This window comes from Stenotrophomonas sp. 28608_Sma (assembly GCF_056486185.1).
The window spans coordinates 4,328,511-4,353,479 of the sequence record NZ_CM151308.1; the positions used below are offsets into that span (position 1 = coordinate 4,328,511).

Genomic DNA, 24,969 nt, shown 5'->3' on the forward strand with positions numbered 1-24,969 from the left:
GATGGCAGGAGGTAGTGCCGGCCGCTGGCCGGCAACCTCGTTGGATTCACATCACGCGGGCAGTAGGTGCCGGCCAGCGGCCGGCACTACCGTTTCAGGTCACGTCGTGGACTTGCGCTTGAACACGCGCTGCACCACCACGAAGAACAGCGGCACGAAGAACACGCCGAGCACGGTGCCGACGATCATGCCGCCGAGCACACCGGTGCCGATCGCCTGCTTGGCACCGGAGCCGGCACCGGTGGAGATTGCCAGCGGCACCACGCCCATGCCGAAGGCCAGCGAGGTCATCACGATCGGGCGCAAGCGGTCGCGCACGGCGTGCATGATCGACTCGATCAGGCTGGCCCCCTTCTCCAGGTTTTCCTTGGCGAACTCGACGATCAGGATCGCGTTCTTGCTGGTCAGGCCCACCGTGGTCAGCATCGCCACCTGGAAGTAGATGTCGCGTTCCAGGCCCTTGAAGGTATTGGCCAGCACCGCGCCGAGGATGCCCAGCGGGGCCGCCAGCAGCACTGCGGTCGGCACGCTCCAGCTTTCGTACATCGCGGCCAGGCACAGGAATACGATCATCAGCGAGAGCGTGTACAGCAGTGGCGTCTGCGAGCCAGCCTGGCGCTCCTGGTACGACATCGCCGTCCACTCGATGCCGAAGCCCGCCGGCAGCTGCTTGGCCAGCTGTTCGATCTCGGCCATGGCATCACCGGACGCGACACCCGGGGCCGGTTCGCCCTGGATTTCCATCGCCGACACACCGTTGTAGCGCTCAAGACGCGGCGAACCGTAGTCCCAGTGCTTGGTGGCGAACGCGCTGAACGGCACCATCTCGCCCTTGTCGTTCTTCACGGACCACAGATCGAAGTCCTCCGGCACCATGCGGAACGGCTGGTCGGCCTGCACGAACACACGCTTGACGCGGCCACGATCGACGAAGTCGTCGATGTACGAGCTGCCCCATGCGGCGGCCAAGGTACCGTTGATCTGGTCGATCGACAGCCCCAGCGAGGTCGCCTTGGCTGCATCGATGTCGATGCGGAACTGCGGCGTGTCTTCCTGGCCGTTCGGGCGCACGTTGGCCAGCTTCTTGCTGCCGGCGGCGAGGCCGAGCAGCTGGTTGCGCGCGGCCACCAGTGCCTCGTGGCCCTGGCCGCTGTTGTCCTTCAGGAAGAAGGTATAGCCCGAGGCGGTGCCCAGTTCCGGGATGGCCGGCGGCGGGAAGGCGAAGATGAAGGCATCCTTGATCTGGCCCAGGGCCGCCATGGCGCGTCCGGTGATCGGCATCACGCCATTGTCGGCGTCACGCTCGCTCCAGTCCTTCAGCTTGACGAATGCCATGCCGGCGTTCTGGCCCATGCCGGCGAAGCTGAAGCCCTGCACCGAGAACACCGAGTCCACCGCATCCTTCTCGTTCTGCAGGAAGTGGTTTTCCAGTGCCGCGATCGATTCCAGCGTACGTTCCTGGGTGGCACCCACCGGGGCCTGCACCAGCGCCATCAACACGCCCTGGTCTTCGTTGGGCAGGAATGAGCTGGGCAGGCGCACGAACAACACGCCCATCAGCACGAACAGCGCCGCCACGATGCCCATGAAGCGCCACGGGCGATGGATGATGCCGCGCACGCCACGCTGGTAGCTTTCGCTGGTGCGGTCGAATCCACGGTTGAAGCCATTGAAGAAGCGACCGGCCAGGCCGCGGTGGGCGACGTGGTGCTCACCCTTCTTCAGCGGCTTGAGCATGGTCGCGCACAGCGCCGGGGTCAGCACGATCGCGACCAGCACCGACAATGCCATCGCCGAGACGATCGTGGCCGAGAACTGGCGGTAGATCACGCCGGTGGAGCCACTCATGAAGGCCATCGGCACGAACACCGCCGACAGCACCAGGCCGATGCCCACCAGCGCGCCGGTGATCTGGCCCATCGACTTGCGGGTCGCCTCGAGCGGCGACAGTCCTTCCTCGGACATGATGCGCTCGACGTTCTCAACCACCACGATGGCATCGTCCACCAGCAGGCCGATCGCAAGCACCATCGCGAACATGGTCAGCATGTTCACCGAGAAGCCCAGCATCGCCAGCACGCCGAAGGTACCCAGCAGCACCACCGGCACGGCGATGGTCGGGATCAGGGTGGCGCGGAAGTTCTGCAGGAACAGGTACATCACCACGAACACCAGCACGATCGCTTCGATCAGGGTCTGCACCACGCCCTTGATCGACACGCGCACGAACGGGGTGGTGTCGTACGGGACCTCGGCCTTCAGCCCGGCCGGGAAGAAGCTCTTCATGTCTTCCAGCGCGGCATTCACACCAGCGGCGGTATCCAGCGCGTTGGCGCCGGTGGCCAGGGTCACCGCCAGGCCGCTGGCCGGCTGGCCGTTGTAGCGGGTGACGAAGTCGTAGGACTCCGCACCCAGCTCGACGCGGGCGACATCCCCCAGGCGCAGCTCGGCACCGTCCTGCGCACCGCGCACGATGATGTTGCGGAACTGTTCCGGGGTCTGCAGGCGCGACTGCGCGTTGATCGTGGCGTTGAGCTGCTGGCCCTTGATCGACGGTGCACCGCCAAGCTGGCCGATGGCCACCTGCGCGTTCTGTGCCTTGATCGCTGCGGTCACTTCCGCAACCGACAGGCCATAGGTATGCAGCTTGTTCGGATCCAGCCAGATGCGCATGGCGTACTTGCCACCGAACACCTGGATGTTGCCCACGCCTGGCACGCGGCTCAGGCGATCGACAACATTGGAACCGACGTAGTCGGCGATGTCGTTGGCGTCCATGCTGCCGTTCTCGGACACGAACGCGATGACGTTCAGGAAGCCCGAGCTGGACTTGGCCACGTTGATGCCCTGCCGCTGCACTTCCTGCGGCAGCAGCGGCATGGCCAGCTGCAGCTTGTTCTGCACCTGCACCTGGGCGATGTCCGGGTTGGTGCCGCTCTCGAAGGTCAGGGTGATGGTGGCCTGGCCGTTGGACGAGCTGTTGGAGGAGAAATAGATCAGGCCATCAAGGCCCTTCATGTTCTGCTCGATGATCTGCGTCACCGAGTCCTCGACCACCTTGGCCGATGCACCCGGGTAGGTGGCGCTGATTTCCACCGCCGGCGGTGCGACGTTGGGGTACATCGAGACCGGCAGCTTGAACAGGGCCAGGCCGCCGGCGAGCATGATGATGATGGCGATCACCCATGCAAAGATGGGTCGATCGATGAAAAAGCGTGCCATGGGGTTCTCCGCTTACTTCGCGTCGCCGGCCGGAGCGGCAGGCTGGGCGGCCGCTGCCGGCTTGGCCGGAGCAGCGCCCTTCTCGGTGGCCTTGACCGGCATGCCGGGGCCGATCTTCTGCAGGCCTTCGACGATGACCTTGTCGCCGGCCTTCAGACCGTCCTCGACCAGCCACTTGTCGCCGACCGTGCGGCTGACCTTGACCGGGCGCACTTCGACCTTGTTGTCCTTGTCGACCACCATCGCGGAGGTGTCACCCTTCGGATCGCGGGCGATGCCGGCCATCGGCACCAGCACTGCATCGCTGCGCACGCCGCCACCGATCACCGCGCGCACGTACGTGCCCGGCATCAGCAGGCCGTCCGGATTGTCCACCTTCACGCGCAGGCCGAAGCTGCCAGTGGCCGGGTCGACGCTGACTTCGGAGAACTCCAGCGTGCCCTTGTGCTCGAAGGTGCTGCCGTCTTCCATCAGGATGCTGACCGGCAGCGTCTGGTTGTCCTGCAGGCGGCCCGCGGCCAGCTCGCGGCGCAGCTGCAGCAGCTCGGCCGAGGACTGGGTCAGGTCGACATAGATCGGGTCCAGCTGCTGCACGGTGGCCAGCGCATTGGCCTGGCCGGCGCTGACCAGCGCACCCTGGGTGACGCTGGACTTGCCGATGCGGCCGCTGATCGGCGCGGTGATGCGGGCGTAGCCCAGAGTGACGTTGGCCGCATCCAGCGCGGCCTTGGCGGCACCGACGTCAGCCTCGGCCTGCTTCTGCGCGGCCACCGCGTTTTCCAGGTCCTGCTGGCTGACCGCATCGACCTTGGCCAGCTCGGTGATGCGCTTGGCGCTCAGGCGCGCGGCGTTGGCGGTGGCCTCGGCACGCGCCAGCTGGGCACGGGCACTGTTGGCCTGTGCGCGGTAGCTGGCGTCCTCGATCTGGTACAGCGGCTCGCCAGCCTTGACCATGGCGCCCTCGGTGAACAGGCGCTTGGCGACGATGCCGTTGACCTGCGGACGCACTTCGGCGACCAGGAAGGCGTTGGTACGGCCCGGCAGCTCGCGGGTCAGGCCCACGGTCTCGGACTTCAGCGTGACCACGGTGACGTCACCCGGGCCCTGTTCGGGGGCCTGGGGTTGGCCGCCGCAGGCAGCCACGGTCGCGGCGATTGCCAGCGACAGTGCAAAGGGTCGGATTCGGCTCAGCAACATGACGGAAAGGCTCTTGAAGGAAAGGGTCTCAGCCAGCGCTGATACGGCGGACCCTCCACCAGCGAAGGTGAAGACCGTGCGAACAGCGCCCACCCGGGTGGAGTGGGAGCCGGACGGGCCTGCCACGCACACGACGGGAATGATGGGTTCGAAATATACATACATGCTTGTTTGTTTGTAAACCGGTACAATTCAGCCACGTTTCACCCGCACTCGTACCCACACCCATGGCCCGCAAGACCAAAGAGGACACCCAGGCAACCCGGGAAGGCATCCTTGACGCCGCCGAAGCCTGCTTCCATGAACACGGCGTGGCCCGTACCACGCTGGAGATGATCGGTGCCCGCGCCGGCTATACCCGTGGCGCGGTGTACTGGCACTTCAAGAACAAGAGCGAGGTGCTGGCCGCGATCGTCGAACGGGTGCACCTGCCCTTCATGCAGGAACTGGAGCGCACCTCCACCGACCAGCGCGACACACCGGTGCACGACCTGCGCGCAGTGATGATCCACTCGTTCATCGAGCTGTCCGAGGACGAACGCCTGCGCAAGACCATGGAGATCATGCTGCGCAGTGACGCCTCGGCCGATACCAAGGTGCTGACCGAAATGCAGCAGGCCGGCTTCCGCGATGCGCTGGACCGGATGGAGCGCGCCCTGCGCCGGGCCCAGGACCTGGGCCAGCTGCGCGAAGGCGCGGACCCGAAGATCGCCTCGCGCATGCTGCACGCCACTGTGCTGGGCGTACTGCATGGCGCGATGGTCGAACCGGAACTGATGGACCTCAAGCGCGACGGCATGCTTGCGCTGGACATGACCCTGGCCGCCTACGTGAAAGAAGGCGTGTTCGTGCCCGGGACGGTGCCCGAGCCGCTGCCCGAAGCGTGAGTAGAGCTGCTGCCGCCACCGCGACACTCATCTGAGGACGGACCCATGATCCTGGACAACGTGGTGTGGGGCTTCATCGGCTGCGGCAGCGTCACCGAGAAGAAGAGCGGGCCGGCTCTGGCCAACACGCCGGGCTCACGGGTGGCGGCGGTCATGCGCCGCAATGCGGCGTTGGCCGAGGATTATGCGCGGCGCCATGCGATTCCCCGCTGGTACGCGGACGCCGATGCACTCATCGCCGACCCGGAAGTGAACGCGATCTACGTTGCGACGCCGCCCTCCACGCACATGCACTACGCGTTGCAGGCGATTGCCGCGGGCAAGCCGGTCTACATCGAAAAGCCGATGGCCATGGACCACGGCGAGTGCCAGCGCATCATTGAAGCCAGCGCCCGCAGCGGCGTACCGGTGTTCGTGGCCTACTACCGCCGCGCCCTGCCCCGCTTCGCACAGGTGAAGCAGCTGCTGGACAGCGGCACGATCGGCACGCCGCGCAGTGTGCGCGCCACCCTGCACCGGCCGCATTCGGCGAACGCTGCATCGCCGGACTTCTGGCGGACCAACCCGGCGATCGCCGGCGGCGGGCTGTTCGTCGATCTGGGCTCGCACACCCTGGACCTGCTGGATCATCTGCTGGGGCCGCTGAGCGATGTGCGTGGCCTGGCCAGCTCGTTGACCGGCGCCTACGCCGCCGAGGACAGCGTCTCGATGTGCTTCCGCACCGGGACGGGGGCGCACGGCATCGCGCAATGGAGTTTCTGCGCGTTCCGCCGCCAGGATGAGATCGAGATCACCGGCGATCGCGGACAACTGCGCTTTGCCACCTTCGAGGACGTTCCGGTGGTTCTGGAGACGGAAGCGGGCGTGCAGGCGTTCGACATCCCGAACCCGCCGTCGATCCAGCAGCCGTTGATCGCCACTCTGGTGGATGAGCTGCGCGGCAACGGCCACTCGCCATCGAACGGCATCAGCGCAGCCCGCACCAGCGCGGTGATCGACCAGGTGCTGCAGGCCTACCGCACACGGCACTCGCGCTGACTGCCAAAGCAGAAGGCCGCCTTTCGGCGGCCTCATGCTTTGCAGCGTCGGGCATTACAGGATGTAGCGGCTCAGGTCCGGGTCCTGCACCAGCTCACCCAGGTGCACATCGACATAAGCACTGTCGATGGCCAGAGTCTCGCCGTCGCGGTCCGGTGCCTCGTAGCTGAGCGAATCCAACAGGCGCTCCAGTACGGTGTGCAGGCGACGGGCACCGATGTTCTCTTGGCGCTCGTTCACCTGGAAGGCGATCTCGGCCAGACGATCAATAGCATCGGCAGTGAAGCTGACCTTGACGCCTTCGGTGGCCAGCAGCGCTTCGTACTGCTTGGTCAGCGCGGCCTTCGGCTCGGTCAGGATACGCACGAAATCACCCTTGCTCAGCGCACCCAGCTCCACGCGGATCGGGAAGCGGCCCTGCAGCTCCGGAATCAGATCGCTGGGCTTGGCCAGGTGGAACGCGCCCGAAGCAATGAACAGGATGTGGTCGGTCTTGATCGTGCCGTACTTGGTGGACACGTTGGAGCCTTCCACCAGCGGCAGCAGGTCGCGCTGCACGCCTTCGCGCGAGACGTCGCCACCACCGACGTTGTCACCACGCTTGGCGACCTTGTCGATCTCGTCGATGAAGACGATGCCGTGCTGCTCGCAGGCCTCGATCGCGGCAGTGCGGATGTCGTCCTCGTTGACCAGCTTGCCGGCCTCTTCCTCGATCAGCAGCGGACGCGCGGCCTTGATGGTCAGCGTGCGCTTGTGCGCCTTGGCGCCGCCGCCGAGGTTGGCGAACATCGACTTCAGCTGCTGGCCCATTTCCTCCATGCCCGGCGGGGTCATGATGTCCATGCTGACGTTGGCAGCCAGGTCGAGCTCGATCTCGCGTTCGTCCAGCTCACCGTTGCGCAGCATCTTGCGGAACTTGATGCGGGTCTCGTTGTCCTGCGCCGACGGCTCGTTGCGGGCGACTTCCGGATCGAAACCGATGCCACCGCTGCGGCGCGGCAGCAGCGCATCGAGGATGCGGTCTTCGGCGCGCTCCTCGGCCTGGGTACGCACGCGCACCTTGGCCTGTTCGCGGTACAGCTTGACCGCGGTATCGGCCAGGTCGCGGATGATCTGCTCGACGTCCTTGCCGACGTAGCCGACTTCGGTGAAGCGGGTGGCTTCAACCTTGACGAACGGCGCGTTGGCCAGGGTGGCCAGTCGACGCGCGATCTCGGTCTTGCCGACGCCGGTCGGGCCGATCATCAGGATGTTCTTCGGCATCACTTCATTGCGCAGCTCGGGCACCAGCTGCATGCGGCGCCAGCGGTTGCGCAGGGCAATGGCCACGGCGCGCTTGGCGTCGTGCTGGCCCACGATATGCCGGTCCAGTTCCTGCACGATCTCGCGCGGGGTCATGGTGGCGGAGGAAACTTCGATCTTCGACATGGATGTGCTCACGGATTCATTGTCGGTAGTGCCGGCCACTGGCCGGCAACCAGGCACGCGTGCGGGGGATCATGAGGTTGCCGGCCAGCGGCCGGCACGACCCTCACAGCTCCTCGACCACCACGTTGCGGTTGGTGTAGATGCAGATGTCGCCGGCAATGCCGATCGCTTCGCTGGCAATGGTGCGCGCATCCAGTTCGGTGTGCGCCATCAGTGCGCGCGCGGCCGACAGTGCATAGGAACCACCGGAACCGATGGCGATGATGCCGTCCTCCGGCTCGATCACATCACCGGTGCCGCTGATGATCAGCGAGGTTTCCTTGTCGGCCACTGCCAGCAGGGCCTCGAGCTTGCCGAGGCGGCGCTCGGTGCGCCAATCCTTGGCCAGTTCGACCGCAGCGCGCTGCAGCTGGCCGTGCTTTTCCAGCTTGGCCTCGAACAGCTCGAACAGGGTGAAGGCATCGGCGGCGGCACCGGCGAAGCCGGCCAGCACCTGGCCATCACGACCGAGACGGCGCACCTTGCGTGCATTGCCCTTCATCACGGTGTGGCCCAGCGTGACCTGGCCGTCGCCGGCAATGGCCACGTGCTCGCCGCGACGGACGCAGACGATGGTGGTGGCGTGGAAAACGTTGGGATTCTGACTGGGGTCCATGCGGCCTCCGATAGCTGTTCCCGGGACATGGGGACAGCGCCGGGTGCGATCAAGCCTGTGCGGATGGCTGCCGTTCAGCGCTTGGCCGCGCCCCATCGACAGGAGGGCGCCTTTCTGACGAGCGCATCGCAATGCGCGCGGATCCCACCGCCCGAACGTGGAACACCTGCCGTTCAGCGTTTTGCCTGCGACGGCCGATCCGGATTCGGCTCGATGCCCCAGGCGAGGTACCAGTCTTCACCCTGCGTCTCGATCGGGTGCTGGGTGCGGCCGGAGCCATTGCCGCAGGCCAGGGCGTCAGCCGCGCAGTAGCGGTCGCAGCCCCAGCAGATGCGCTCGGGGTGTTTGGGATGCAACGGTATGGGCTTCGCCATGGTGGCGGTGTCCTCGTGGCCTGCGGCCACGATGCGCCGATAGCGCCCGCCCTGCCCTGATCCAGATCAAGGGCTCGCTATTCAGCCTTGTCGTCCTTGCCGCGGCGCTTCGCACGTGGATGCGCGGCGTCGTAGACCTTGGCCAGGTGCTGGAAATCGAGGTGGGTGTAGATCTGGGTGGTGGCGATGTCGGCATGGCCAAGCAGTTCCTGCACACCGCGCAGGTCGCCGGACGATTCCAGGATGTGGCTGGCGAAACTGTGCCGCAGCATGTGCGGGTGCACGTGCTTGAACAGGCCCTGGCGCTGCGCCAGCTGGCGGATGCGGATCTGCACCGCACGCTGGCTGATCGGCCCGTTGCGACCGGGAAACACCGGCGAGGCCGGGCCGCCGCCACTTTCCGCACGCCACGCCTGCAGCGCTTCGCGTGCCGGCCGGCCGAACGGTACGCGACGCTGGCGGTTGCCCTTGCCCAGCACGTTGACCAGGCCGCTGTCGAAATCCAGGTCGCGCCAGGTCAGCGCGCAGACTTCGCTCAGGCGCAGGCCAGAGGAATAGAACAATTCCAGCAGCGCGCGGTCACGGCGGCCGAGTTCACCTTCCGGTTCCAGCTCGACCAGCTGCACGGCTTCGTCGGCGTCAAGCACCTGCGGCAACCGGCGCGGCGCACGCGGCGCCTTCAGCGTCGCCGCCGGACTGACCTCGATGCGCCCGTGCTTGAGCAGCCAGGCATAGAAGCTGCGGCAGGCCGACAAGCGGCGCTGCAGGCTCTTGGCTGACAGGCCTCTGCGGTGCTCGTCGGCAACGAACTGGCGCAGCGCCTCGGCATCGAGTGCGTCCACCGCAACACCGCGCGGCTCGGCCCAGACCGACAACGCGTCCAGGTCACGGCGGTAGGCATCGAGCGTATGCGCCGACATCCGCCGCTCTACCTGCAGATGCTGCAGGAAGGCCTGTACCGCGCTCATCGTCGTGTCCTGCTCAGCCCGGGAAGCGCTTCAGGCCGGTGGCCAACGCATCGCCCATCATGCGCAGGAACAGCGTGCCCATGCCCGGGTAGAAGCGGTTCGGGTCGTGGCTGCCCACAGCAATCAGGCCCACGCCCGGCAACGGCAACAGCGCGGTGGTCTGCACTTCTTCGCTGCGCACGCCATACAGCACGGCGTTCTTTTCCGGCTGCAGGCGGCCGCAGATCGGCTCGCCGTCGTTCAGACAATCGCGGAACGGGCCCAGCTGCGCATCATCGGCAGCAATCACCTGCAGCCAGTCGGCCTGCTCCAGCCCAGCCACCGGCGCGTGCACCACCAATCGCACCAGGTCGCCGGCGAAATCTTCCTGCAGCGAGGCTGCCATCGCACGCAGGGTGTCGGCGGCGTTGTCCTGCTTCATCAGCGCCAGGGTCAGCTGATGCGTGCGCACTGCCAGGCGTTCATTGACCTGGGCGGTGGCACCCAGATCGGCCAACCGTCGTGCCAGCTCGCGGTTCTTCTCGCGCAGCACTTCCAGCTGGTAGCTGGCCAGCGACGCGGTCGGGCCGTCGTCGCGTGGCACCACCAGGGTCAGGGCCAGGTCCGGGAACTGCTTGAGGAAGCCGGGATGTCGCCGCAACCAGGCAGCGACTTCATGGGCCCCGAGCTTGTCGACGGTTTCGGTCATGCGATCCACTCCCCTTCGAAGACGAATGCGGTCGGGCCGGCCATCACCACCGGCTGGCCATCGCCCGGCCACTGGATGCGCAGGTCACCCCCGGGCAGGCTGATGCGCGCGTCGCGCTGCAGGCGGCCACGCTGCATCAGGGTCACCGCAGCGGCGCAGGCGCCGCTGCCGCAGGCCAGGGTTTCGCCGACGCCACGTTCATTCACACGCAGACGTGCATGCGCCGGGCCCATCACCTGGGCAAAACCCACGTTCACCGAGCGCGGGAACGAGGCATGCTGCTGCAGCAGCGAACCGACGCGCTCGACCGGTGCTGCATCGATCAGGCCCACTTCGATCACCGCATGCGGATTGCCCATCGACACCGCGGCAAAGCGTATGCTCTCGCCCTGCAACGGCAGCAGGTACTCCTCGCGTGCATGGGCGAAGCCCACCAGCGGCACGTTGACCGGCTCGAACGCAGGCACGCCCATGGTCACCGCGAACTGGCCATCGCCAAGGGCCTTCACCTCATGACTGGCCAGCGGGCTGTCGATGACGAACTGATCCCCCTGCGCACTGCCCTCACGCACCAGCCAGGCCGCAATGCAGCGCGCGCCGTTGCCGCACTGCTCGGAGTTGGAACCGTCGGCATTCCAGATGCGGTACGACGCCACCGAGCCTTCCGCGCGCGGCGCTTCGATAGTCAGGATCTGATCGCAGCCGACGCCGGTGTGGCGGTCGGCCAGGCGCGCGGCCAGTTCAGGCGTGGGCGGCGCAGTGCCGTCACGCAGGTCGATCACTACGAAATCATTGCCCGCGCCATGCATCTTGCTGAAGCGCAGGGCCTTGGAACCGGCCTTACTCATTCCCGCCGCCCACCTTCTTCGCAGGCGCAGGCGCCGGTTGCGTGGTCGGTGCAGCCGGCTCCACGGTCGTGGCCGGGGTGCCGCTGCCTTCGGTCTGCGCCGGGGTCGCTTCGGTAGCGGGCTCGGCAACCGGTTCGACGGTTTCTTCCACCGGCACCGGCTTCTGCGGCAGTACCAGCGGGCCCTTGTTGCCGCAGGCGGCGAGGAGCAGCAGCGAGGCCGCTGCCAGCGGAATCAGGATGGCGTTTCGATGGGGGATCTTCATGCCCCGAGTATAGCCATTGGCGGCTGAGCGGTTGGTGCAGGGAACCGGGGTGCCGGCCAGCGGCCGGCACTACCGCTCCGGTGGCGGCAGCGGCCGGGTCCACAGCCAGATCGCCACCACGGTCATGCTGCCGATCGAGAACCACTTCACCCAGGCGATCGGCACGCACCACAGCATGATGCCGGCGCACACTGCCATGGTGATCGTGGCCATCCACTTGCCGTAGCGGCTGACCGCCCCGTGTGCCTGCCAGTTGGCAATGGCCGGGCCGAAGCGCGGGTGCTGCAGCAGCCAGTTGTGCAGGCGCTCGGAACCACGCGAGGCAGCCCAGGCCGAGATCAGGATGAATACGGTGGTGGGAAGGCCCGGCACGAAGATGCCGACGATACCGGTGCCCAGGCTGACGTAGGCCAGCAGCCACCACGCCCAGCGGAAACGCACCACGCGCGGTGGCGTGGCAGCATCGCGGGGTGCGGAGGGGTCGGGCTGGCTCATGGCCGCAAGGATACCGGTTCGGGATGCCAGGCAACGCCCGGCACCCCTGCACCATTACGGCTGGGCGATGCCCAGCTGCTGCAGCACGAACGCGTACGACTCGGACAGTTCACGGTAGCGCTGGAAGCGCCCCGACTTGCCGCCGTGGCCGGCTTCCATGTTGGTGCGGAACAGGATCGGGTAATGGCCGGTGTTGTCGTCACGCAGCTTGGCCACCCACTTGGCCGGCTCCCAGTACTGCACCTGCGAATCCCACAGGCCGGTGCCCACGAACAGCGCCGGGTACGCCTGCTGCTTCACGTTGTCGTAGGGCGAGTAGGACAGCATGTAGTCGTAATACTGCTTCTGCTCGGGGTTGCCCCACTCGTCGTATTCGTTGGTGGTCAGCGGAATGGTCGGGTCGAGCATGGTGGTGACCACGTCGACAAACGGTACCTGCGCCACCATCACCCGGTAGTCCTGCGGCGCCTGGTTGGCCACGGCGCCCATCAGCAGGCCACCGGCGCTGCCGCCGGACGCGGCGACGCGATCCTTCGCCGCCCAGCCCTGTGCGACCAGGCCGCGGGTGACGTCGATGAAGTCGTTGAAGGTGTTCTGCTTGTGCAGCAGTTTGCCGTTCTCGTACCAGTCGCGGCCCATCTCCTGGCCGCCACGGATATGGGCGATGGCATACACCACGCCACGATCGAGCAGGCTCACCGCGGTCTGGTTGAAGTACGGATCCATCGACATGCCGTAGCTGCCATAGGCGTACTGGAACAGCGCGCCCTTGCCGTCCTTCTGGTAGCCCTTGCGGTAGACCAGCGACACCGGCACCTTCACGCCATCGCGTGCGGTGATCCAGACACGATCGGTTTCGTACTTCGACGCGTCATAGCCGATCACCGGCTGCACCTTCAGCTGGCGACGCTCGCCGGTGGCGGTGTTCAGCTCGAACACGGTGGTGGGGGTGGTCATCGAGGTGTAGACGTAGCGCAGCCACGGCGTATCGGCCTCGGTGTTGTCGCCCAGGCCCATCGAGTACGCCGGCTCATCGGCCTTCACGTAGTCGCTGCGGCCATCCTTGAACAGCAGGCGGATGCGTTCCAGGCCCTCGGAACGTTCGGCGATGGCGGTGTACGCATCGAACAGCTCGAAGCCTTCGATGAAAACTGCATCGTCATGCGCGATCCAGTCCTTCCACTGTGCGCGCGAGGTCGCATCGGTCGGTGCGGTGACCAGCTTGAAGTTCTTCGCACCGTCGTTGGTGCGGATCACCCAGCGGCCGTCGTAGTGGTCAGCGTCGTACTCCACATCGCGCTGGCGCGGCGCCAGTACGGTGAACGTGGTCGGGTCGCTGGCCGGCGCGTAGCGCTCTTCCGAGGACACAGTGCTGTGCACGCCGATGGTGATGAAGCGATCGTCGCGGGTGCGGCCGATGCCCATGTAGAAGCTGTCGTCCTTCTCTTCGTAGACGACGGTGTCGGCGCTGGCCGGAGTGCCCAGCACGTGCTTCTTCACGCGCACGGTCAGCAGGGTTTCCGGATCGTTCTCGACATACAGCACGGTGCGGTTGTCGTCGGCCCAGACCAGGTCGCCGGAGCTGCCGGTGATCACATCAGGCAGCACCTTGCCGGTGGCCAGGTCCTTGAAGCGGATGGTGTACTGGCGGCGACCGACATCATCATCGGCCCAGGCCAGCAGCTGGTTGTCCTGGCTGACTTCCATCGAGCCGACGCTGAAGTAGCCCTTGCCGGCGGCCATCGTGTTGACGTTCAGCAGGATTTCCTCGGCGGCATCCATGCCGCCCTTGCGGCGTGCGTGGATCGGGTAGTCCTGGCCGGTCTCGAAGCGGCTGTAGTACCAGTAGCCACGCTCGCGCGCCGGCACGCTGGAATCGTCCTGCTTGATGCGGCCGACGATCTCCTTGTACAGGGTGTCTTCCAGCGGCTTCAACGGCGCCAGCAACTGGTCGGCATAGGCATTCTCGGCCTGCAGGTAGGCCAGCATGTCCTTGTTCTCGCGCTTGTCGTCGCGCAGCCAGTAATAGTCGTCGTTGCGGGTCGCGCCGAACGGCGCCTTGACCACATGCGGATGCTTGGCGGCATCCGGCGGAACGGGCGGCGTGGCGGCGGTGGCAGTGGTGGTCATCAGGCTCGCAAGCAACAGGCAGAGGGTGGATTTCATGAGATAAGGCTCCTTGAGCCGCAATGCAATGGCGTCCTTGTGCTCGAGTCTGGGTTGCAGGAGGGTTGCGGGCAACCCTGCGGATGGTCATGGGTCGTGCTGGCCGCTGGCCGGCAACCTCGGGATAAACAGAGGCGGGTGGTTGCCGGCCAGCGACCGGCACTACCAGGACGCGCGGCGTACCATGGGCACATGAGTACCCTGCCCCACACGCCGGGCTACAGCCGGCGCAGCCATGAAATCGCTCCGTTCCACGTGATGTCCCTGCTGGCCCGCGCGCAGGCGCTGGAACAGGCGGGCCACGATGTGATCCATCTGGAAATCGGCGAACCGGACTTCACCACGGCCGAACCGGTCGTGCGTGCCGGCCAGGCCGCATTGGCCGCCGGCCATACCCGCTACACCGCCGCACGTGGCCTGCCGGCCCTGCGCCAGGCGATCAGTGGCTTCTATCGCAGCCACTACGGGCTGGATATCGATCCCGAACGCATCCTGGTCACTCCCGGCGGCTCCGGTGCGCTGCTGCTGGCCAGCAGCCTGCTGGTCGATCCGGGCCGCCACTGGCTGCTGGCCGACCCCGGATATCCCTGCAACCGTCATTTCCTGCGCCTGGTGGAAGGCGGTGCACAGCTGGTTCCGGTCGGCCCGGACACCGCCTACCAGCTCACGCCGTCGCTGGTGGAACAGCACTGGAATGCCGACAGCGTCGGCGCACTGGTGGCCTCCCCCGCCAATCCGACCGGCACCGTGCTGTCCGCCGACGAACTGGCGGCACTGTCGCAGGCCCTGCACGCGCGTGGCGGCCATCTGGTGGTGGACGAGATCTACCACGGCCTGACCTACGGCCTGGATGCACCCAGCGTGCTGCAGGTGGATGACAGCGCGTTCGTGCTGAACAGCTTCTCCAAATATTTCGGCATGACCGGCTGGCGGCTGGGTTGGCTGGTGGCTCCGCCGGCGGCGGTGCCGGACCTGGAGAAGCTGGCACAGAACCTGTACATCAGCGCGTCGAGCATCGCCCAGCATGCCGCACTCGCCTGCTTCAGCGAGGAATCGATGGCGATCTTCGAGCAGCGCCGCGAGGCGTTCCGCCAGCGTCGCAACTATCTGCTGCCGGCGCTGCGCGAGCTTGGTTTCCGCATCGAAGTGGAACCGCAGGGTGCGTTCTACCTGTACGCCGACGTCAGCGCGTTCACCGATGACGCGCAGGCGTTCTGTGCGCACTTCCTGGAAACCGAACACGTGGCGTTCACCCCGGGCCTGGATTTCGGTTTCCATCGCGCCAATCAGCATGTGCGCCTGGCCTATACCCAGGAAGTGCCGCGGCTGCAGGAGGCGGTGGCGCGGATTGCACGCGGGTTGAAGAGCTGGGGCGCCTGATCGATCTGCGCGAACGGCATCCACGCATGGCGTGGATCTACTGACCCAGCGCACGATACGTAGGTAGATCCACGCCATGCGTGGATACGTGAACCCAACGAAAAACGCCGCCCTGGGGCGGCGTTTTCCGTTCTGCTTACTTGCCGCCCAACCGCTCCCACAGGAAGCTGTAGGCCAGTGCGGACATGTGTGCGGCCTGCGCGTTGTTGGCTGCGCCGCCGTGGCCACCTTCGATGTTCTCGTAGTAGGTCACGTCCTTGCCGGCGTCGATCATCTTCGCCGCCATCTTGCGGGCATGGCCCGGGTGCACGCGGTCATCGCGGGTGGAGGTAGTGAACAGCACCGGCGGGTAGTTCTTCTTCTCGTTGAACAGATGGTACGGCGAGAAGGTCTTGATGAACTCCCAGTCGCTGGTGTCCGGGTTGCCGTATTCGGCCATCCACGAGGCACCGGCCAACAGGTGGCTGTAGCGCTTCATGTCCAGCAGCGGCACCTGCACCACCACTGCACCGAACAGTTCCGGGTACTGGGTCAGCATGTTGCCGGTCAGCAGGCCACCGTTGCTGCCACCCTGCACGCCCAGGTGCTTGGCGCTGGTGATCTTGCGCTTGACCAGATCGCGCGCCACCGCAGCCATGTCTTCATAGGCCTTGTGACGGTTCTGCTTCAGCGCTGCCTGGTGCCAGCGCGGGCCGTACTCGCCACCACCACGGATGTTGGCGACCACGTACACACCGCCCTTCTCCAGCCAGGCGCGGCCCATGCCACCGGAGTAATTCGGGGTCAGCGAGATCTCGAAGCCACCATAGCCGTACAGCAGGGTCGGGTTGGAGCCGTCCAGCTTCATCGCCTTGTCGTGCACCACGAAGTACGGCACGCGGGTGCCGTCCTTGCTGGTGGCGAAGTGCTGCTCGATCACCTTGCCCTTGGCATCGAAGAAGGCCGGCATGGTCTTCAACGTTTCCGGCGCCTGGCCGATCTCGGCCAGAGCCAGCGTGGTCGGGGTCAGGTAGTCGGTGGCGGTCAGCCACACCGCATCGCTGTCGTTGCTGTCCACTGCGCCCACGGCCAGCGTGCCAAAGGCCGGCGCGCCGACGAAGCGGCTGGTCTGCCAGCCATCGGCGCCCGGGGTCAGCACCGACAGGCGGTTCTTGACGTCATCCAGCACGTTCAGCACCAGGTGGCTCTTGGTCCAGGTGGCGCCGGCCAGCGAGGTGGTCGCGGTCGGGGTGAACAGCACCTCGAAGTCGCGCTTGCCGGCCAGGAAGTCGTCCAGCTTCGTCGCCAGCAGCGAACCGGACGCGTAGGTCTTGCCGCCCACGGTCCACGGATCGCGCAGTTCCAGGGTCAGCCACTGCTTGTGCAGGCCCTTCTCGGCCGAGTTCGGCGCGTCGATCTTGGTCAGCGTGCCGTCGTCGCCACGCAGGTAGAGCTCGTTGTTGTAGAACGCCAGCGTGCGGCTGACCAGGTTGCGCTCGAAGCCCGGGGTGTCATCGTGCATCGCCGCGATGTACATGTCTTCCGGCTTGCCTTCGTACACCACGGTGGCCGAGGTCATCGGCGTGCCGCGCTTCCACAGCTTGGCCACGCGCGGGTAGCCGGAGGTGGTCATCGAGCCCGCACCGAAGTCGGTGTAGACGAACACGGTGTCGCGGTCGACCCAGTTGAGGCCGCCCTTGGACTCGGGACGGAAGAAGCCGTCCTTGATCCAGGTCTTGTTGGCCAGGTCGAACTCACGGGTGACGTCGGCGTCGGCGCCGCCGCGCGACAGCGCGATCAGGCAGCGGCTGTAGTCCGGGCGCAGGCAATCGGCGCCATGCCAGACCCAGTTCTCACCCTCGGCCTTGTTCAGCGCATCCAGGTCGAGCACGGTTTCCCACTGCGGCGAGGCCTTGCGGTACTCGGCCAGGGTGGTGCGCCGCCACAGGCCGCGCTCGTGCTGCTGGTCCTTCCAGAAGTTGTAGTAGTAGTCGCCGATCTTCTGCACGCCGGGGATCTTGGCATCGGAGTCGAGCACCTCGCGGATGCTGGTCTCCATCTGCTTGAAGGCCGGGGTCTGCGCCAGGCGCGCCTCGGACTTGGCGTTCTGTTCCTTGACCCAGGTCAGCGGCTTGTCGCCGGTGACGTCTTCGAGCCAGGCGTAGCGATCGGTGTCTTCAGCGGCCACGGCGGTCCCCACCGAGGCAGCGGTCATCATGCCGGCCAGCAGGCAGGCGGAAGCGAGTCGAGACATTGCAGCTCCAGGCAGTCATAAGCCGTGGAACGCTAGCATGGATCGCCGCGGCCGCCCCCGTGTCGAAGGTCAGGCCGCGGCGGTGGAGCCGCGACGGCCTCGCGCCGCCCCGCCGCTACGGCGACGTGCCTGTCCACCGGTACGACGCGCCAGCCGCAGCCACGACAGGCGCGGCAACGGAAAGCGCAGCAACGCCCACCAGGCCACCAGCGGCATGCCCACCAGCCACATGGGTAGCCAGCCCAGCCAGGCACTGCTGCCGCGCGCGGCCGGCCAGACCAGTACCAGCGCCATACCGGCCAGGGCCAGCTGCTGCACGCTGCGCAGCAGGCGCGGGTCGGCACGCTCGAGAATGACGCGTTCAGTTGCAGAGCGGCGGACGGAACGTGCGTTCATGGGGCTTCTCCGGTGGACAATGCAACACAGCATGGGCAACCCCCTTCTCACAGGTTGCGACACCATTGACGGATCGCGTGCACACAGTCGACCATGCGCGTGCAAGCCCACTGGAGCCCGCTCCCGCATGACTTCGATCCGCCCGCTCTGCGCCGCGCTGCTGGCCCTTTCCCTGGCCGGCCCCGCCGTGGCCGCCAGTGAGCCGCCGTCGCCCCGTACCAGCGCCTCTGGTGCGGCTGCCCTGGACGCACCGATCGACCTGAAGCGCTTCATGGGTACCTGGTACGTGATCGGCCGCGTACCGAACTTCATCGAACGTGGCCATGTCGCCAGCGTCAACGAGTACGAGTTGCGCGATGCGCACAAGGTCGGCATCACCTACCGCTACCGTGATGGCTTCGGCGAACCGCTGCAGGAAGTGCGTGCCCGCGCCAGCGTCGACCCGGACAGTGGCAACCACGGCTGGCGCACCTGGTTCTACCGCGTGGTGCCCACCCATTCGAGGGTGCTGGAAGTAGCGCCGGATTACTCGTGGGCACTGATCGGCTACCCGGGCCGCGAAATGGCCTGGATCTTCTCGCGTACGCCGGACATGGACAAAGCCCTGTACAAGGAGCTGGCCGAGCGCCTGCGTGACGAGTACGGCGTGAACACCGACAAGCTCAAGCGCGTGCCGCAGCACCCGGAGCAGGTCGGCAAGCTGGGCTACGAAGTACCGAACGTGCGTTGATTGCAGGTGGGATTGCCGGCCAGCGGCCGGCACTACCGTTTCCAGGCAATGGGGTAGAGCCGGCCGCTGGCCGGCTGCCGCGATGCACCGGGCGACGCCGGGGCAGCGCCCCGGCGCCTCGTCATTTGCGGCTGTAATGCGCGACCAGGCGGTCGCCGAGCATCTGCAGCAGCTGCACCAGAACCAACAGCAGGACCACGGTAACCAGGGCCACGTCGGTGTGCGAACGCTGGTAGCCATCGCGGAACGCCAGATCACCAAGGCCGCCGGAACCAATCGCACCGCCCATCGCGGTGAAGCCGATCAGCGCCACGGTGGTGACCGTCGCACCGGCGATCAGGCCGGGGCGCGCCTCGGGCAGCAGCACGCGGGTGACCAGCTGCCAGGTGGTGGCACCCATCGACTGGGTCGCTTCGATCACGCCACGGTCCACTTCGCGCAGTGCGGTTTCGACCAGGCGCGCGTAGAACGGCGCGGCACCGATCACCAGCGGCACGATCGCACCGCGTACCCCCAGCGACGTCCCCATCAGGAACAGGGTGACCGGGATCAGCACGATCATCAGGATGATGAAAGGCACCGAGCGCAACAGGTTCACCACCAGCGCCAGCACGCCGTAGGCGAACGGACGGCGCTTCATCTGCGGCGCGCCGAACAGGTACAGCAGCACGCCCAGCGGCAGGCCGATGGCCAGGGTCAGCGGCAGCGAACCGAGCAGCATCAGCAGAGTGTCGATGGTGGCCTGGCCGATGTCGGCCCACTTGCCCGCATCCAGGTGGCGGAAGAATCCGCCGGCAGTGGCGATGATCATCGACGCAGCTCCTCAACGTGCACGCCGGCAGCCACGAACGCGGCCTGCGCGGCGGACTGGTCACCGCCCACCAGGGCGACCACCAGCTGGCCATACGGGGTGTCCTTGATCCGGTCGATACGGCCGGACAGGATGTTGTAGTCGACCCCGGTCTCCCGCGCGACACTGCCGAGCAGGGGTTCGTAGGTGTCTCCGCCGAGGAAGGTCAGCCGCACGATGCGGCCACCGACGGCATCGAAATCACGATGCAGCGCGCCTTCGTCCACGTGCTCCGATTCGCTGACGAAACGGCGCGTGGTCGGGTGCTGCGGATGCAGGAACACCCGGGTGACCGGCCCGGTCTCGACCATCTGGCCGGCGTCGAGCACGGCGACACGGTCGCAGACACGGCGGATCACATCCATCTCGTGGGTGATCAGCACGATGGTCAGGCCCAGCTCGCGATTGATTTTCGACAGCAGCGACAGCACCGAAGCGGTGGTCTGCGGGTCGAGCGCACTGGTGGCCTCGTCGCAGAGCAGGATCTGCGGACGGGTCGCCAGCGCGCGGGCGATGCCGACGCGCTGTTTCTGGCCACCGGACAGCTGCGCCGGATACTTCTGCGCATGCGCCTCCAGGCCCACGGTCTGCAGCAGCTCGGCCACGCGCGCGTCGATCTCCGCCTTCGGCGTGCCGGCCAGCTCCAGCGGGAAGGCGACATTGCCGGCCACCGTGCGCGACGACAGCAGGTTGAAGTGCTGGAAGATCATGCCGATGCGCCGGCGCAACGCGCGCAGGCCATCCGCGTCCAGTGCGGTGACATCCTCGCCACCGATCAGCAGGCGACCACCGCTGGGCTCTTCCAGGCGGTTGATCATGCGGATCAGGGTCGACTTGCCGGCGCCGGAATGGCCGATGATGCCGAATACCTCACCGGCCTCGATGGTCAGGTCCAGCGGCTGCAGCGCGCTGACTGCGCGGCCGGCAACGGCATAGGATTTGTGCAGGCGCTGGAACTCGATCACGGGCGTGGCTCACCGGCTGGGTGACGGAAGGGGGCGTGCAGCCTACCAGCGCAGGCGGTCGCGCGCCCGCGCCATGGGCCAGAATGTTATTCCTTTTGGTTCTAAGTCGCCCGCACCCGGTAGTGTCGGCCGCTGGCCGGCACCTGCAGCGATCCCTCCGGGGCAAGGAGTTGCCGGCCAGCGGCCGGCACTACCCCGGCTCAGGGATGATCCAGCGGCTTCGGCGGTTCCTGCCGGTTCACCCGCTCACGGTGCAGCAGGTACAGCCCCGAGGCGACGATGATCGCCGCGCCCACCCAGGTATAGCTGTCCGGCAGCTGGCCCCAGAAGGCCAGATCCCAGCCGATCACCCAGACCAGGCCGCTGTACTCCAGCGGCGCGATCATCGAGGCCTCGCCCAGCTGGAACGCCTTGGTCAGAGCAATCTGGCCCAGCGCCCCAGCCAGACCCATGCCGGCGATCAGCGGCGCATGCGCCAACTGCAGTGGCACCCAGCCGGGAAGGGCCAGCAGGCCGGCACCGATGGCCATGATCACCAGGAACCAGACCACCATCGACTGCGAGGTATCGGTGCGGGTGAGCAGGCTGACCGTGATCGCGGCGATGGCATAGGCGGTGGCCGCCGCCAGCACCATCAACCCCGGCACCGAGATGAAGCCGTCCACGCCCGGCCGCAGCACCACCAGCACGCCGACCAGGCCGATGCCGATGGCCACCCAGCGCCGCGGGCCAACCCGCTCACCCAGCAACGGCACCGACAGCGCGGCGATCAGCAGTGGGGCAACGAAATAGATGGTGTAGGCGGTGGACAGCGGCAGGTCACGCAGGGCGAACACGAAGCAGCCGATCATCGCCATGCCCAGCCCACCACGCAGCAGGTGCAGGCCCCAGCGGCGCGGGATCAGCGAGCGCGGGCCGGCGCTGACCAGCACCCAGACCAGCACGAACGGCAACGAAGCCGCCCCACGCAGGAAGGTCACTTCCAGGGTCGGATAGCTGGCCGACAGCTGCTTCATACCAGCATCCATCAGCGAGAAACAGGCGACCGCAGCGACCATCCAGGCCACCGCGCGCGAGGGAGAGCGTTGCACGTTCATGGCCCATTATCGCCGACAGCACCGGTTTGTAGAGTCGAGCTTGCTCGACTGGCCGTTTTGTAGAGTCGAGCTTGCTCGACTGGCCGTTTTGTAGAGTCGAGCTTGCTCGACTCTACAGAAAGCGGGCATGCGGGCCGGCGCGATAGAATGGCCACCACTGAATCCTGCGGAGCACCGCCCATGCCTTCCTTCGACGTCGTGTCCGAAGTCGACACCCACGAGCTGACCAACGCCATCGACCAGGCCAACCGCGAACTGGCCACCCGCTTCGACTTCAAGGGCGTGGACGCCAAGTTCGAACGCGATGGCGATGTCATCAATCAGACGGCGCCGACCGAGTTCCAGCTCAAGCAGATGAACGACATCCTGCGCGCACGCCTGGCCGCGCGCGGCATCGACGTGCTCAGCCTGGAGTTCGGCGATGTCGAAACCAACCTGGCGCAGGCCCGGCAGAAGATCACCGTCAAGCAGGGCATCGAGCAGAAGATCGCCAAGAAGATCGCGGCGGCACTGAAGGACGCCAAGCTGAAGGTGGAAAGCCAGATCAACGGCGACAAGCTGCGCGTGCAGGGCAAGAAGCGCGACGATCTGCAGGACGCCATCGCCGTGCTCAAGGCCGGCAAGTTCGAACTGCCGCTGCAGTTCAACAACTTCCGCGACTGATGCCCCCGCCGGGCCCTGCCCGGTGGACTACGCGGTCAATCGCGCAGCAGCTTGTACAGCGTGGTGCGCGAGATTCCCAACTGGCGTGCGGCCAGGCTGAGGTTGCCGTCAGCGGCCTGGGCCGCGCGACGCGCGGCCTCACGCTGCTGGTCACGCAGCAGCGGCGCGCCTGGATCTGCCGGGGTGCTCCGCACAGTAGACCGGTGCGCCGCGCCCCGCGGCCCCTGCAGACGCTGCAGGTAGACCGCACTGCCCTCGCCCAGCCGGACCCGATGCGCTGCGCCCGGTTGCAGCAGCCGACGCCGTTGCGCCGCACTGGCACCGGCAAACAGCGCTTCCAGACCCAGCAGCGGCAACGGCCCGCGCCGTGGCAGGCCCAGCAGGCGCCGTGCAACGCGGTTGGCTGCACGCAGCTGGCCATCCTCCTGCACCGCCAGCAGCCCCTGCAGCGGTGACGCCAGCCAGCGCGGATCATGTTGCACGGCCAGCAGGTGCACGTCAGTGAGGCTGTGGAACAAGCGATTTTCGCTAGCCAGCGCAGCCTGCCGGAAATAGCCCTGCAGCAGCGCGGGATCGCGCTCGCCAAGACCGGTGATATCGATCACTCCGCAGACCCGACCGTCGAGATCGTGCAGTGGCTCGCTCAGGCAGAACACCGGCGCGAACCGCTGCAGGTAGTGTTCGTTGCCGCGCACCAGTGCCGGCACATCGTCGGCCAGGCTGACCGCTGGCGCGGTGGTGCCGATCTCGGTCTCGCCCAGCTGTCGCCCGACCTGGATCGGCCGCAGCAAGGGAGCATCTTCCAGCCCGTGGGCCTGCTGCGCGATCACCATGCCGTCGCGGTTGGCGCAGAACATTGTCCAGCCACGCCCACCGAAGGCCGCCCAGAGCTGTTCCAGCTCCGGCTGCACGCAACGCGCCAGGCGCCGGTCATCGGGATGGGACAGATGGCGGCCATCGCCCAGCAGCGGCCGATAGTCCGGCTCCTGCCCCGGCTGCAGGCCCGCCGCGCGCGAACGCAGCCATGACTGCTGCAGCGGCAGCGGCAACACGCCCAATAAGCGCGCATCGCCGTCGGCGAAAGCGGCACGTGCCGCCACCAGTTGTTGCTGCCCGACTGTCGTGGCCATCATGGACGCAGCGTACACCCGCCAGCGGCAACGCCATGTTACGTCTCGGCAACGAAGCGTTTCCGTTTCAAGACGCGTTCAAACAAAGGGGCAGAGCCGTTATGGAAAACGGATCTGCCCCATGCAGGCCAGCGGCCGGCACTACCAACAAGGGAAACTACGCCGCGATGCGCAGCACCGGCTTCAGGGTAATGCCACGGGTACTGTCTTCGGCGGCCTGGTTGATCTGTTCCAGCGGATAGAACTTCACCAGTTTGTCGAACGGGAAGCGTCCCTGCTGGAACAGGGTCACCAGCTGCGGAATGAACACCTGCGGCACACTGTCGCCCTCGACGATGCCGCGGATGCTGCGACCGCCGAGCAGCAGGTTGTTCACATCGAAACTGGCGGTGGTGCCCAGCTTCGGCGCACCGACCACGCCCATCATGCCCAGCCCACCCAGCGCCTCGACGCCAGCGGACAGCACGTCCGGACGACCGGTCGATTCCAGCGCGAAGTCAGCACCCCCACCCGTGATCGCACGCACCGCCTCGACCACATCGGTCTCCCGGCTGTTGACCACGTGGGTGGCCCCCAGCTCCAGAGCAAGCTCCAGGCGCGAAGGCACCACGTCGATGGCAATGATGGTGGTGGCCCCGGCCACCTTGGCCGCCATCACCGCGCTCAGGCCCACCGCACCGGCACCATAGCTTGCAAAGCTGCTGCCCGACCGCACCTGCAGCGAGTTGAGCACCGCACCGGCACCGGTCTGGATGCCGCACCCCAGCGGGCCCAGCAGTTCCAGTGGTGCGTCATCAGGCACCTTGATCGCATTGATCTCGCGGGCCAGCGCGTAGGTGGCAAACGAGGACTGGGCGAAGAAGTGATCGTGCAGCGGCTGGCCCTGCGCATCGGTGATCGCGGTATGGCCGTGACCATCATCGCCACCGAAGTTCAGGGCGAAGAAATCCCTGCAGTAAGCACCGTGTCCACCCCGGCAGGGATTGCAGTGACCACAGGCGCCGTAGGTCAGCACCACGTGATCCCCCGCCTTGAGGTCGCGCACGTTCGGGCCAACCGCTTCGACGATGCCCGCCCCCTCATGGCCCAGCACCGCCGGCAGCGGCACCGGATAGTACTGATCGCGCACGATCAGGTCGGTATGGCACAGGCCGGTGGCCACCACCTTCACCAGCACCTCGTCGTCCTGGGGACCGCGCAGCGTCGCCTGCTCGATGACGAAGGGCTGCTCCTTGCCGCGTACCACGGCGGCGGTGATCTCACGCGTTGCGTTGTTGTCGTTCATCGTGATGGC

At 66.6% G+C, this 24,969-nt stretch carries 23 protein-coding genes; 5 read left to right on the forward strand and 18 right to left on the reverse strand.

All coding sequences use genetic code 11. The annotated features are described in order from the left end of the window. Positions 1 to 99: 99 nt before the first annotated feature. Both smeE and smeD read right to left on the reverse strand, forming a co-directional pair. Positions 100 to 3,222, reverse strand: coding sequence for a multidrug efflux RND transporter permease subunit SmeE (gene smeE, locus ACZLHH_RS20435; RefSeq protein ID WP_180844689.1), 3,123 nt, complete (start codon positions 3,220 to 3,222; stop codon positions 100 to 102). A 12-nt stretch (positions 3,223 to 3,234) separates the two neighbouring features. Next, positions 3,235 to 4,419: a multidrug efflux RND transporter periplasmic adaptor subunit SmeD gene (smeD, locus tag ACZLHH_RS20440; RefSeq protein WP_107433301.1), complete on the reverse strand. Its 1,185-nt coding sequence runs from the start codon at positions 4,417 to 4,419 to the stop codon at positions 3,235 to 3,237. A gap of 227 nt (positions 4,420 to 4,646) precedes the next feature. Between smeD and smeT the strand changes: the two genes are divergently transcribed. Together smeT and ACZLHH_RS20450 are read left to right on the forward strand one after the other, a co-directional pair. Further along, positions 4,647 to 5,306, forward strand: a complete 660-nt coding sequence (gene smeT / locus ACZLHH_RS20445; RefSeq protein ID WP_107433300.1) for an efflux transporter SmeDEF transcriptional repressor SmeT — start codon at positions 4,647 to 4,649, stop codon at positions 5,304 to 5,306. Between the two features lie 45 nt (positions 5,307 to 5,351). Then, on the forward strand, positions 5,352 to 6,344 hold the full coding sequence (locus tag ACZLHH_RS20450) for a Gfo/Idh/MocA family protein (RefSeq protein WP_107433299.1): 993 nt from the start codon (positions 5,352 to 5,354) through the stop codon (positions 6,342 to 6,344). Between the two features lie 54 nt (positions 6,345 to 6,398). Here ACZLHH_RS20450 and hslU read toward each other — a convergent pair whose 3' ends face one another. The 9 genes from hslU to ACZLHH_RS20495 all read right to left on the reverse strand — a co-directional run bounded on the left by hslU (position 6,399) and on the right by ACZLHH_RS20495 (position 14,231). Continuing rightward, positions 6,399 to 7,772: an ATP-dependent protease ATPase subunit HslU gene (gene hslU, locus ACZLHH_RS20455; RefSeq protein WP_107433298.1), complete on the reverse strand. Its 1,374-nt coding sequence runs from the start codon at positions 7,770 to 7,772 to the stop codon at positions 6,399 to 6,401. A gap of 103 nt (positions 7,773 to 7,875) precedes the next feature. After that, entirely contained in the window at positions 7,876 to 8,427 is a 552-nt protein-coding gene (gene hslV, locus ACZLHH_RS20460; RefSeq protein ID WP_005411093.1) for an ATP-dependent protease subunit HslV, read from the reverse strand. A gap of 173 nt (positions 8,428 to 8,600) precedes the next feature. Further along, positions 8,601 to 8,801 (reverse strand): DUF3079 domain-containing protein, encoded by a 201-nt coding sequence (locus tag ACZLHH_RS20465; protein WP_032129030.1) that lies wholly within the window; start codon positions 8,799 to 8,801, stop codon positions 8,601 to 8,603. A 77-nt stretch (positions 8,802 to 8,878) separates the two neighbouring features. After that, positions 8,879 to 9,769, reverse strand: coding sequence for a tyrosine recombinase XerC (gene xerC / locus ACZLHH_RS20470; RefSeq protein ID WP_107433297.1), 891 nt, complete (start codon positions 9,767 to 9,769; stop codon positions 8,879 to 8,881). A gap of 13 nt (positions 9,770 to 9,782) precedes the next feature. Next, positions 9,783 to 10,457 (reverse strand): DUF484 family protein, encoded by a 675-nt coding sequence (locus tag ACZLHH_RS20475; protein WP_049463225.1) that lies wholly within the window; start codon positions 10,455 to 10,457, stop codon positions 9,783 to 9,785. Continuing rightward, on the reverse strand, positions 10,454 to 11,305 hold the full coding sequence (gene dapF / locus ACZLHH_RS20480; RefSeq protein WP_049399235.1) for a diaminopimelate epimerase: 852 nt from the start codon (positions 11,303 to 11,305) through the stop codon (positions 10,454 to 10,456). Before dapF ends, ACZLHH_RS20475 begins: the two co-directional genes overlap by 4 nt. Continuing rightward, positions 11,298 to 11,570 carry an LPS translocon maturation chaperone LptM gene (lptM, locus tag ACZLHH_RS20485; protein WP_049399234.1) on the reverse strand — a complete coding sequence of 91 codons (273 nt, stop codon included), beginning with the start codon at positions 11,568 to 11,570 and terminating at the stop codon, positions 11,298 to 11,300. Before lptM ends, dapF begins: the two co-directional genes overlap by 8 nt. A 69-nt stretch (positions 11,571 to 11,639) precedes the next feature. Then, positions 11,640 to 12,065 (reverse strand): YbaN family protein, encoded by a 426-nt coding sequence (locus ACZLHH_RS20490; RefSeq protein ID WP_107433296.1) that lies wholly within the window; start codon positions 12,063 to 12,065, stop codon positions 11,640 to 11,642. 54 nt (positions 12,066 to 12,119) lie between these two features. Then, complete coding sequence (locus tag ACZLHH_RS20495; protein ID WP_071229055.1) at positions 12,120 to 14,231, reverse strand: S9 family peptidase; 2,112 nt, start codon at positions 14,229 to 14,231, stop codon at positions 12,120 to 12,122. A 192-nt stretch (positions 14,232 to 14,423) separates the two neighbouring features. Between ACZLHH_RS20495 and ACZLHH_RS20500 the strand changes: the two genes are divergently transcribed. Continuing rightward, positions 14,424 to 15,611, forward strand: a complete 1,188-nt coding sequence (locus ACZLHH_RS20500; RefSeq protein ID WP_180844690.1) for a pyridoxal phosphate-dependent aminotransferase — start codon at positions 14,424 to 14,426, stop codon at positions 15,609 to 15,611. Between the two features lie 136 nt (positions 15,612 to 15,747). On the opposite strand, the gene ACZLHH_RS20505 is transcribed toward ACZLHH_RS20500, so the two are convergent. Then, positions 15,748 to 17,844, reverse strand: coding sequence for a prolyl oligopeptidase family serine peptidase (locus ACZLHH_RS20505; RefSeq protein WP_049463220.1), 2,097 nt, complete (start codon positions 17,842 to 17,844; stop codon positions 15,748 to 15,750). Positions 17,845 to 17,913: 69 nt separating this feature from the next. Further along, entirely contained in the window at positions 17,914 to 18,240 is a 327-nt protein-coding gene (locus ACZLHH_RS20510; protein ID WP_049399225.1) for a hypothetical protein, read from the reverse strand. A gap of 127 nt (positions 18,241 to 18,367) precedes the next feature. On the opposite strand from ACZLHH_RS20510, the gene ACZLHH_RS20515 reads away from it, so the two are divergent. After that, positions 18,368 to 18,970 (forward strand): lipocalin family protein, encoded by a 603-nt coding sequence (locus tag ACZLHH_RS20515; protein ID WP_010481371.1) that lies wholly within the window; start codon positions 18,368 to 18,370, stop codon positions 18,968 to 18,970. A gap of 121 nt (positions 18,971 to 19,091) precedes the next feature. Here ACZLHH_RS20515 and ACZLHH_RS20520 read toward each other — a convergent pair whose 3' ends face one another. From ACZLHH_RS20520 to ACZLHH_RS20530, 3 genes are all read right to left on the reverse strand, one after another. Further along, positions 19,092 to 19,781, reverse strand: a complete 690-nt coding sequence (locus ACZLHH_RS20520; protein ID WP_032129021.1) for a methionine ABC transporter permease — start codon at positions 19,779 to 19,781, stop codon at positions 19,092 to 19,094. Beyond that, positions 19,778 to 20,785 carry a methionine ABC transporter ATP-binding protein gene (locus ACZLHH_RS20525; protein ID WP_032129022.1) on the reverse strand — a complete coding sequence of 336 codons (1,008 nt, stop codon included), beginning with the start codon at positions 20,783 to 20,785 and terminating at the stop codon, positions 19,778 to 19,780. Before ACZLHH_RS20525 ends, ACZLHH_RS20520 begins: the two co-directional genes overlap by 4 nt. A 200-nt stretch (positions 20,786 to 20,985) precedes the next feature. Continuing rightward, positions 20,986 to 21,882 (reverse strand): DMT family transporter, encoded by an 897-nt coding sequence (locus ACZLHH_RS20530; RefSeq protein ID WP_107433295.1) that lies wholly within the window; start codon positions 21,880 to 21,882, stop codon positions 20,986 to 20,988. 180 nt (positions 21,883 to 22,062) lie between these two features. Between ACZLHH_RS20530 and ACZLHH_RS20535 the strand changes: the two genes are divergently transcribed. Continuing rightward, a complete protein-coding gene (locus ACZLHH_RS20535; protein ID WP_180844691.1) occupies positions 22,063 to 22,545 on the forward strand; it encodes a YajQ family cyclic di-GMP-binding protein in 483 nt (160 codons plus the stop codon). Positions 22,546 to 22,580: 35 nt separating this feature from the next. On the opposite strand, the gene ACZLHH_RS20540 is transcribed toward ACZLHH_RS20535, so the two are convergent. Both ACZLHH_RS20540 and ACZLHH_RS20545 read right to left on the reverse strand, forming a co-directional pair. Continuing rightward, complete coding sequence (locus ACZLHH_RS20540) at positions 22,581 to 23,675, reverse strand: helix-turn-helix domain-containing protein (RefSeq protein WP_258014082.1); 1,095 nt, start codon at positions 23,673 to 23,675, stop codon at positions 22,581 to 22,583. Between the two features lie 157 nt (positions 23,676 to 23,832). Next, the gene (locus ACZLHH_RS20545; protein ID WP_049399218.1) at positions 23,833 to 24,960 is read right to left on the reverse strand and encodes an NAD(P)-dependent alcohol dehydrogenase; all 1,128 of its coding nucleotides are present in this window, start codon (positions 24,958 to 24,960) and stop codon (positions 23,833 to 23,835) included. Between the last annotated feature and the right edge of the window lie 9 nt (positions 24,961 to 24,969).

Coding starts and splice junctions, on each gene's coding strand:
- smeE (WP_180844689.1), bottom strand. CDS start 3,222: ATGGCACGCTTTTTCATCGATCGACCCATCTTTGCATGGGTGATCGCC.
- smeD (WP_107433301.1), bottom strand. CDS start 4,419: ATGTTGCTGAGCCGAATCCGACCCTTTGCACTGTCGCTGGCAATCGCC.
- smeT (WP_107433300.1), top strand. CDS start 4,647: ATGGCCCGCAAGACCAAAGAGGACACCCAGGCAACCCGGGAAGGCATC.
- ACZLHH_RS20450 (WP_107433299.1), top strand. CDS start 5,352: ATGATCCTGGACAACGTGGTGTGGGGCTTCATCGGCTGCGGCAGCGTC.
- hslU (WP_107433298.1), bottom strand. CDS start 7,772: ATGTCGAAGATCGAAGTTTCCTCCGCCACCATGACCCCGCGCGAGATC.
- hslV (WP_005411093.1), bottom strand. CDS start 8,427: ATGGACCCCAGTCAGAATCCCAACGTTTTCCACGCCACCACCATCGTC.
- ACZLHH_RS20465 (WP_032129030.1), bottom strand. CDS start 8,801: ATGGCGAAGCCCATACCGTTGCATCCCAAACACCCCGAGCGCATCTGC.
- xerC (WP_107433297.1), bottom strand. CDS start 9,769: ATGAGCGCGGTACAGGCCTTCCTGCAGCATCTGCAGGTAGAGCGGCGG.
- ACZLHH_RS20475 (WP_049463225.1), bottom strand. CDS start 10,457: ATGACCGAAACCGTCGACAAGCTCGGGGCCCATGAAGTCGCTGCCTGG.
- dapF (WP_049399235.1), bottom strand. CDS start 11,305: ATGAGTAAGGCCGGTTCCAAGGCCCTGCGCTTCAGCAAGATGCATGGC.
- lptM (WP_049399234.1), bottom strand. CDS start 11,570: ATGAAGATCCCCCATCGAAACGCCATCCTGATTCCGCTGGCAGCGGCC.
- ACZLHH_RS20490 (WP_107433296.1), bottom strand. CDS start 12,065: ATGAGCCAGCCCGACCCCTCCGCACCCCGCGATGCTGCCACGCCACCG.
- ACZLHH_RS20495 (WP_071229055.1), bottom strand. CDS start 14,231: ATGAAATCCACCCTCTGCCTGTTGCTTGCGAGCCTGATGACCACCACT.
- ACZLHH_RS20500 (WP_180844690.1), top strand. CDS start 14,424: ATGAGTACCCTGCCCCACACGCCGGGCTACAGCCGGCGCAGCCATGAA.
- ACZLHH_RS20505 (WP_049463220.1), bottom strand. CDS start 17,844: ATGTCTCGACTCGCTTCCGCCTGCCTGCTGGCCGGCATGATGACCGCT.
- ACZLHH_RS20510 (WP_049399225.1), bottom strand. CDS start 18,240: ATGAACGCACGTTCCGTCCGCCGCTCTGCAACTGAACGCGTCATTCTC.
- ACZLHH_RS20515 (WP_010481371.1), top strand. CDS start 18,368: ATGACTTCGATCCGCCCGCTCTGCGCCGCGCTGCTGGCCCTTTCCCTG.
- ACZLHH_RS20520 (WP_032129021.1), bottom strand. CDS start 19,781: ATGATCATCGCCACTGCCGGCGGATTCTTCCGCCACCTGGATGCGGGC.
- ACZLHH_RS20530 (WP_107433295.1), bottom strand. CDS start 21,882: ATGAACGTGCAACGCTCTCCCTCGCGCGCGGTGGCCTGGATGGTCGCT.
- ACZLHH_RS20535 (WP_180844691.1), top strand. CDS start 22,063: ATGCCTTCCTTCGACGTCGTGTCCGAAGTCGACACCCACGAGCTGACC.
- ACZLHH_RS20540 (WP_258014082.1), bottom strand. CDS start 23,675: ATGGCCACGACAGTCGGGCAGCAACAACTGGTGGCGGCACGTGCCGCT.
- ACZLHH_RS20545 (WP_049399218.1), bottom strand. CDS start 24,960: ATGAACGACAACAACGCAACGCGTGAGATCACCGCCGCCGTGGTACGC.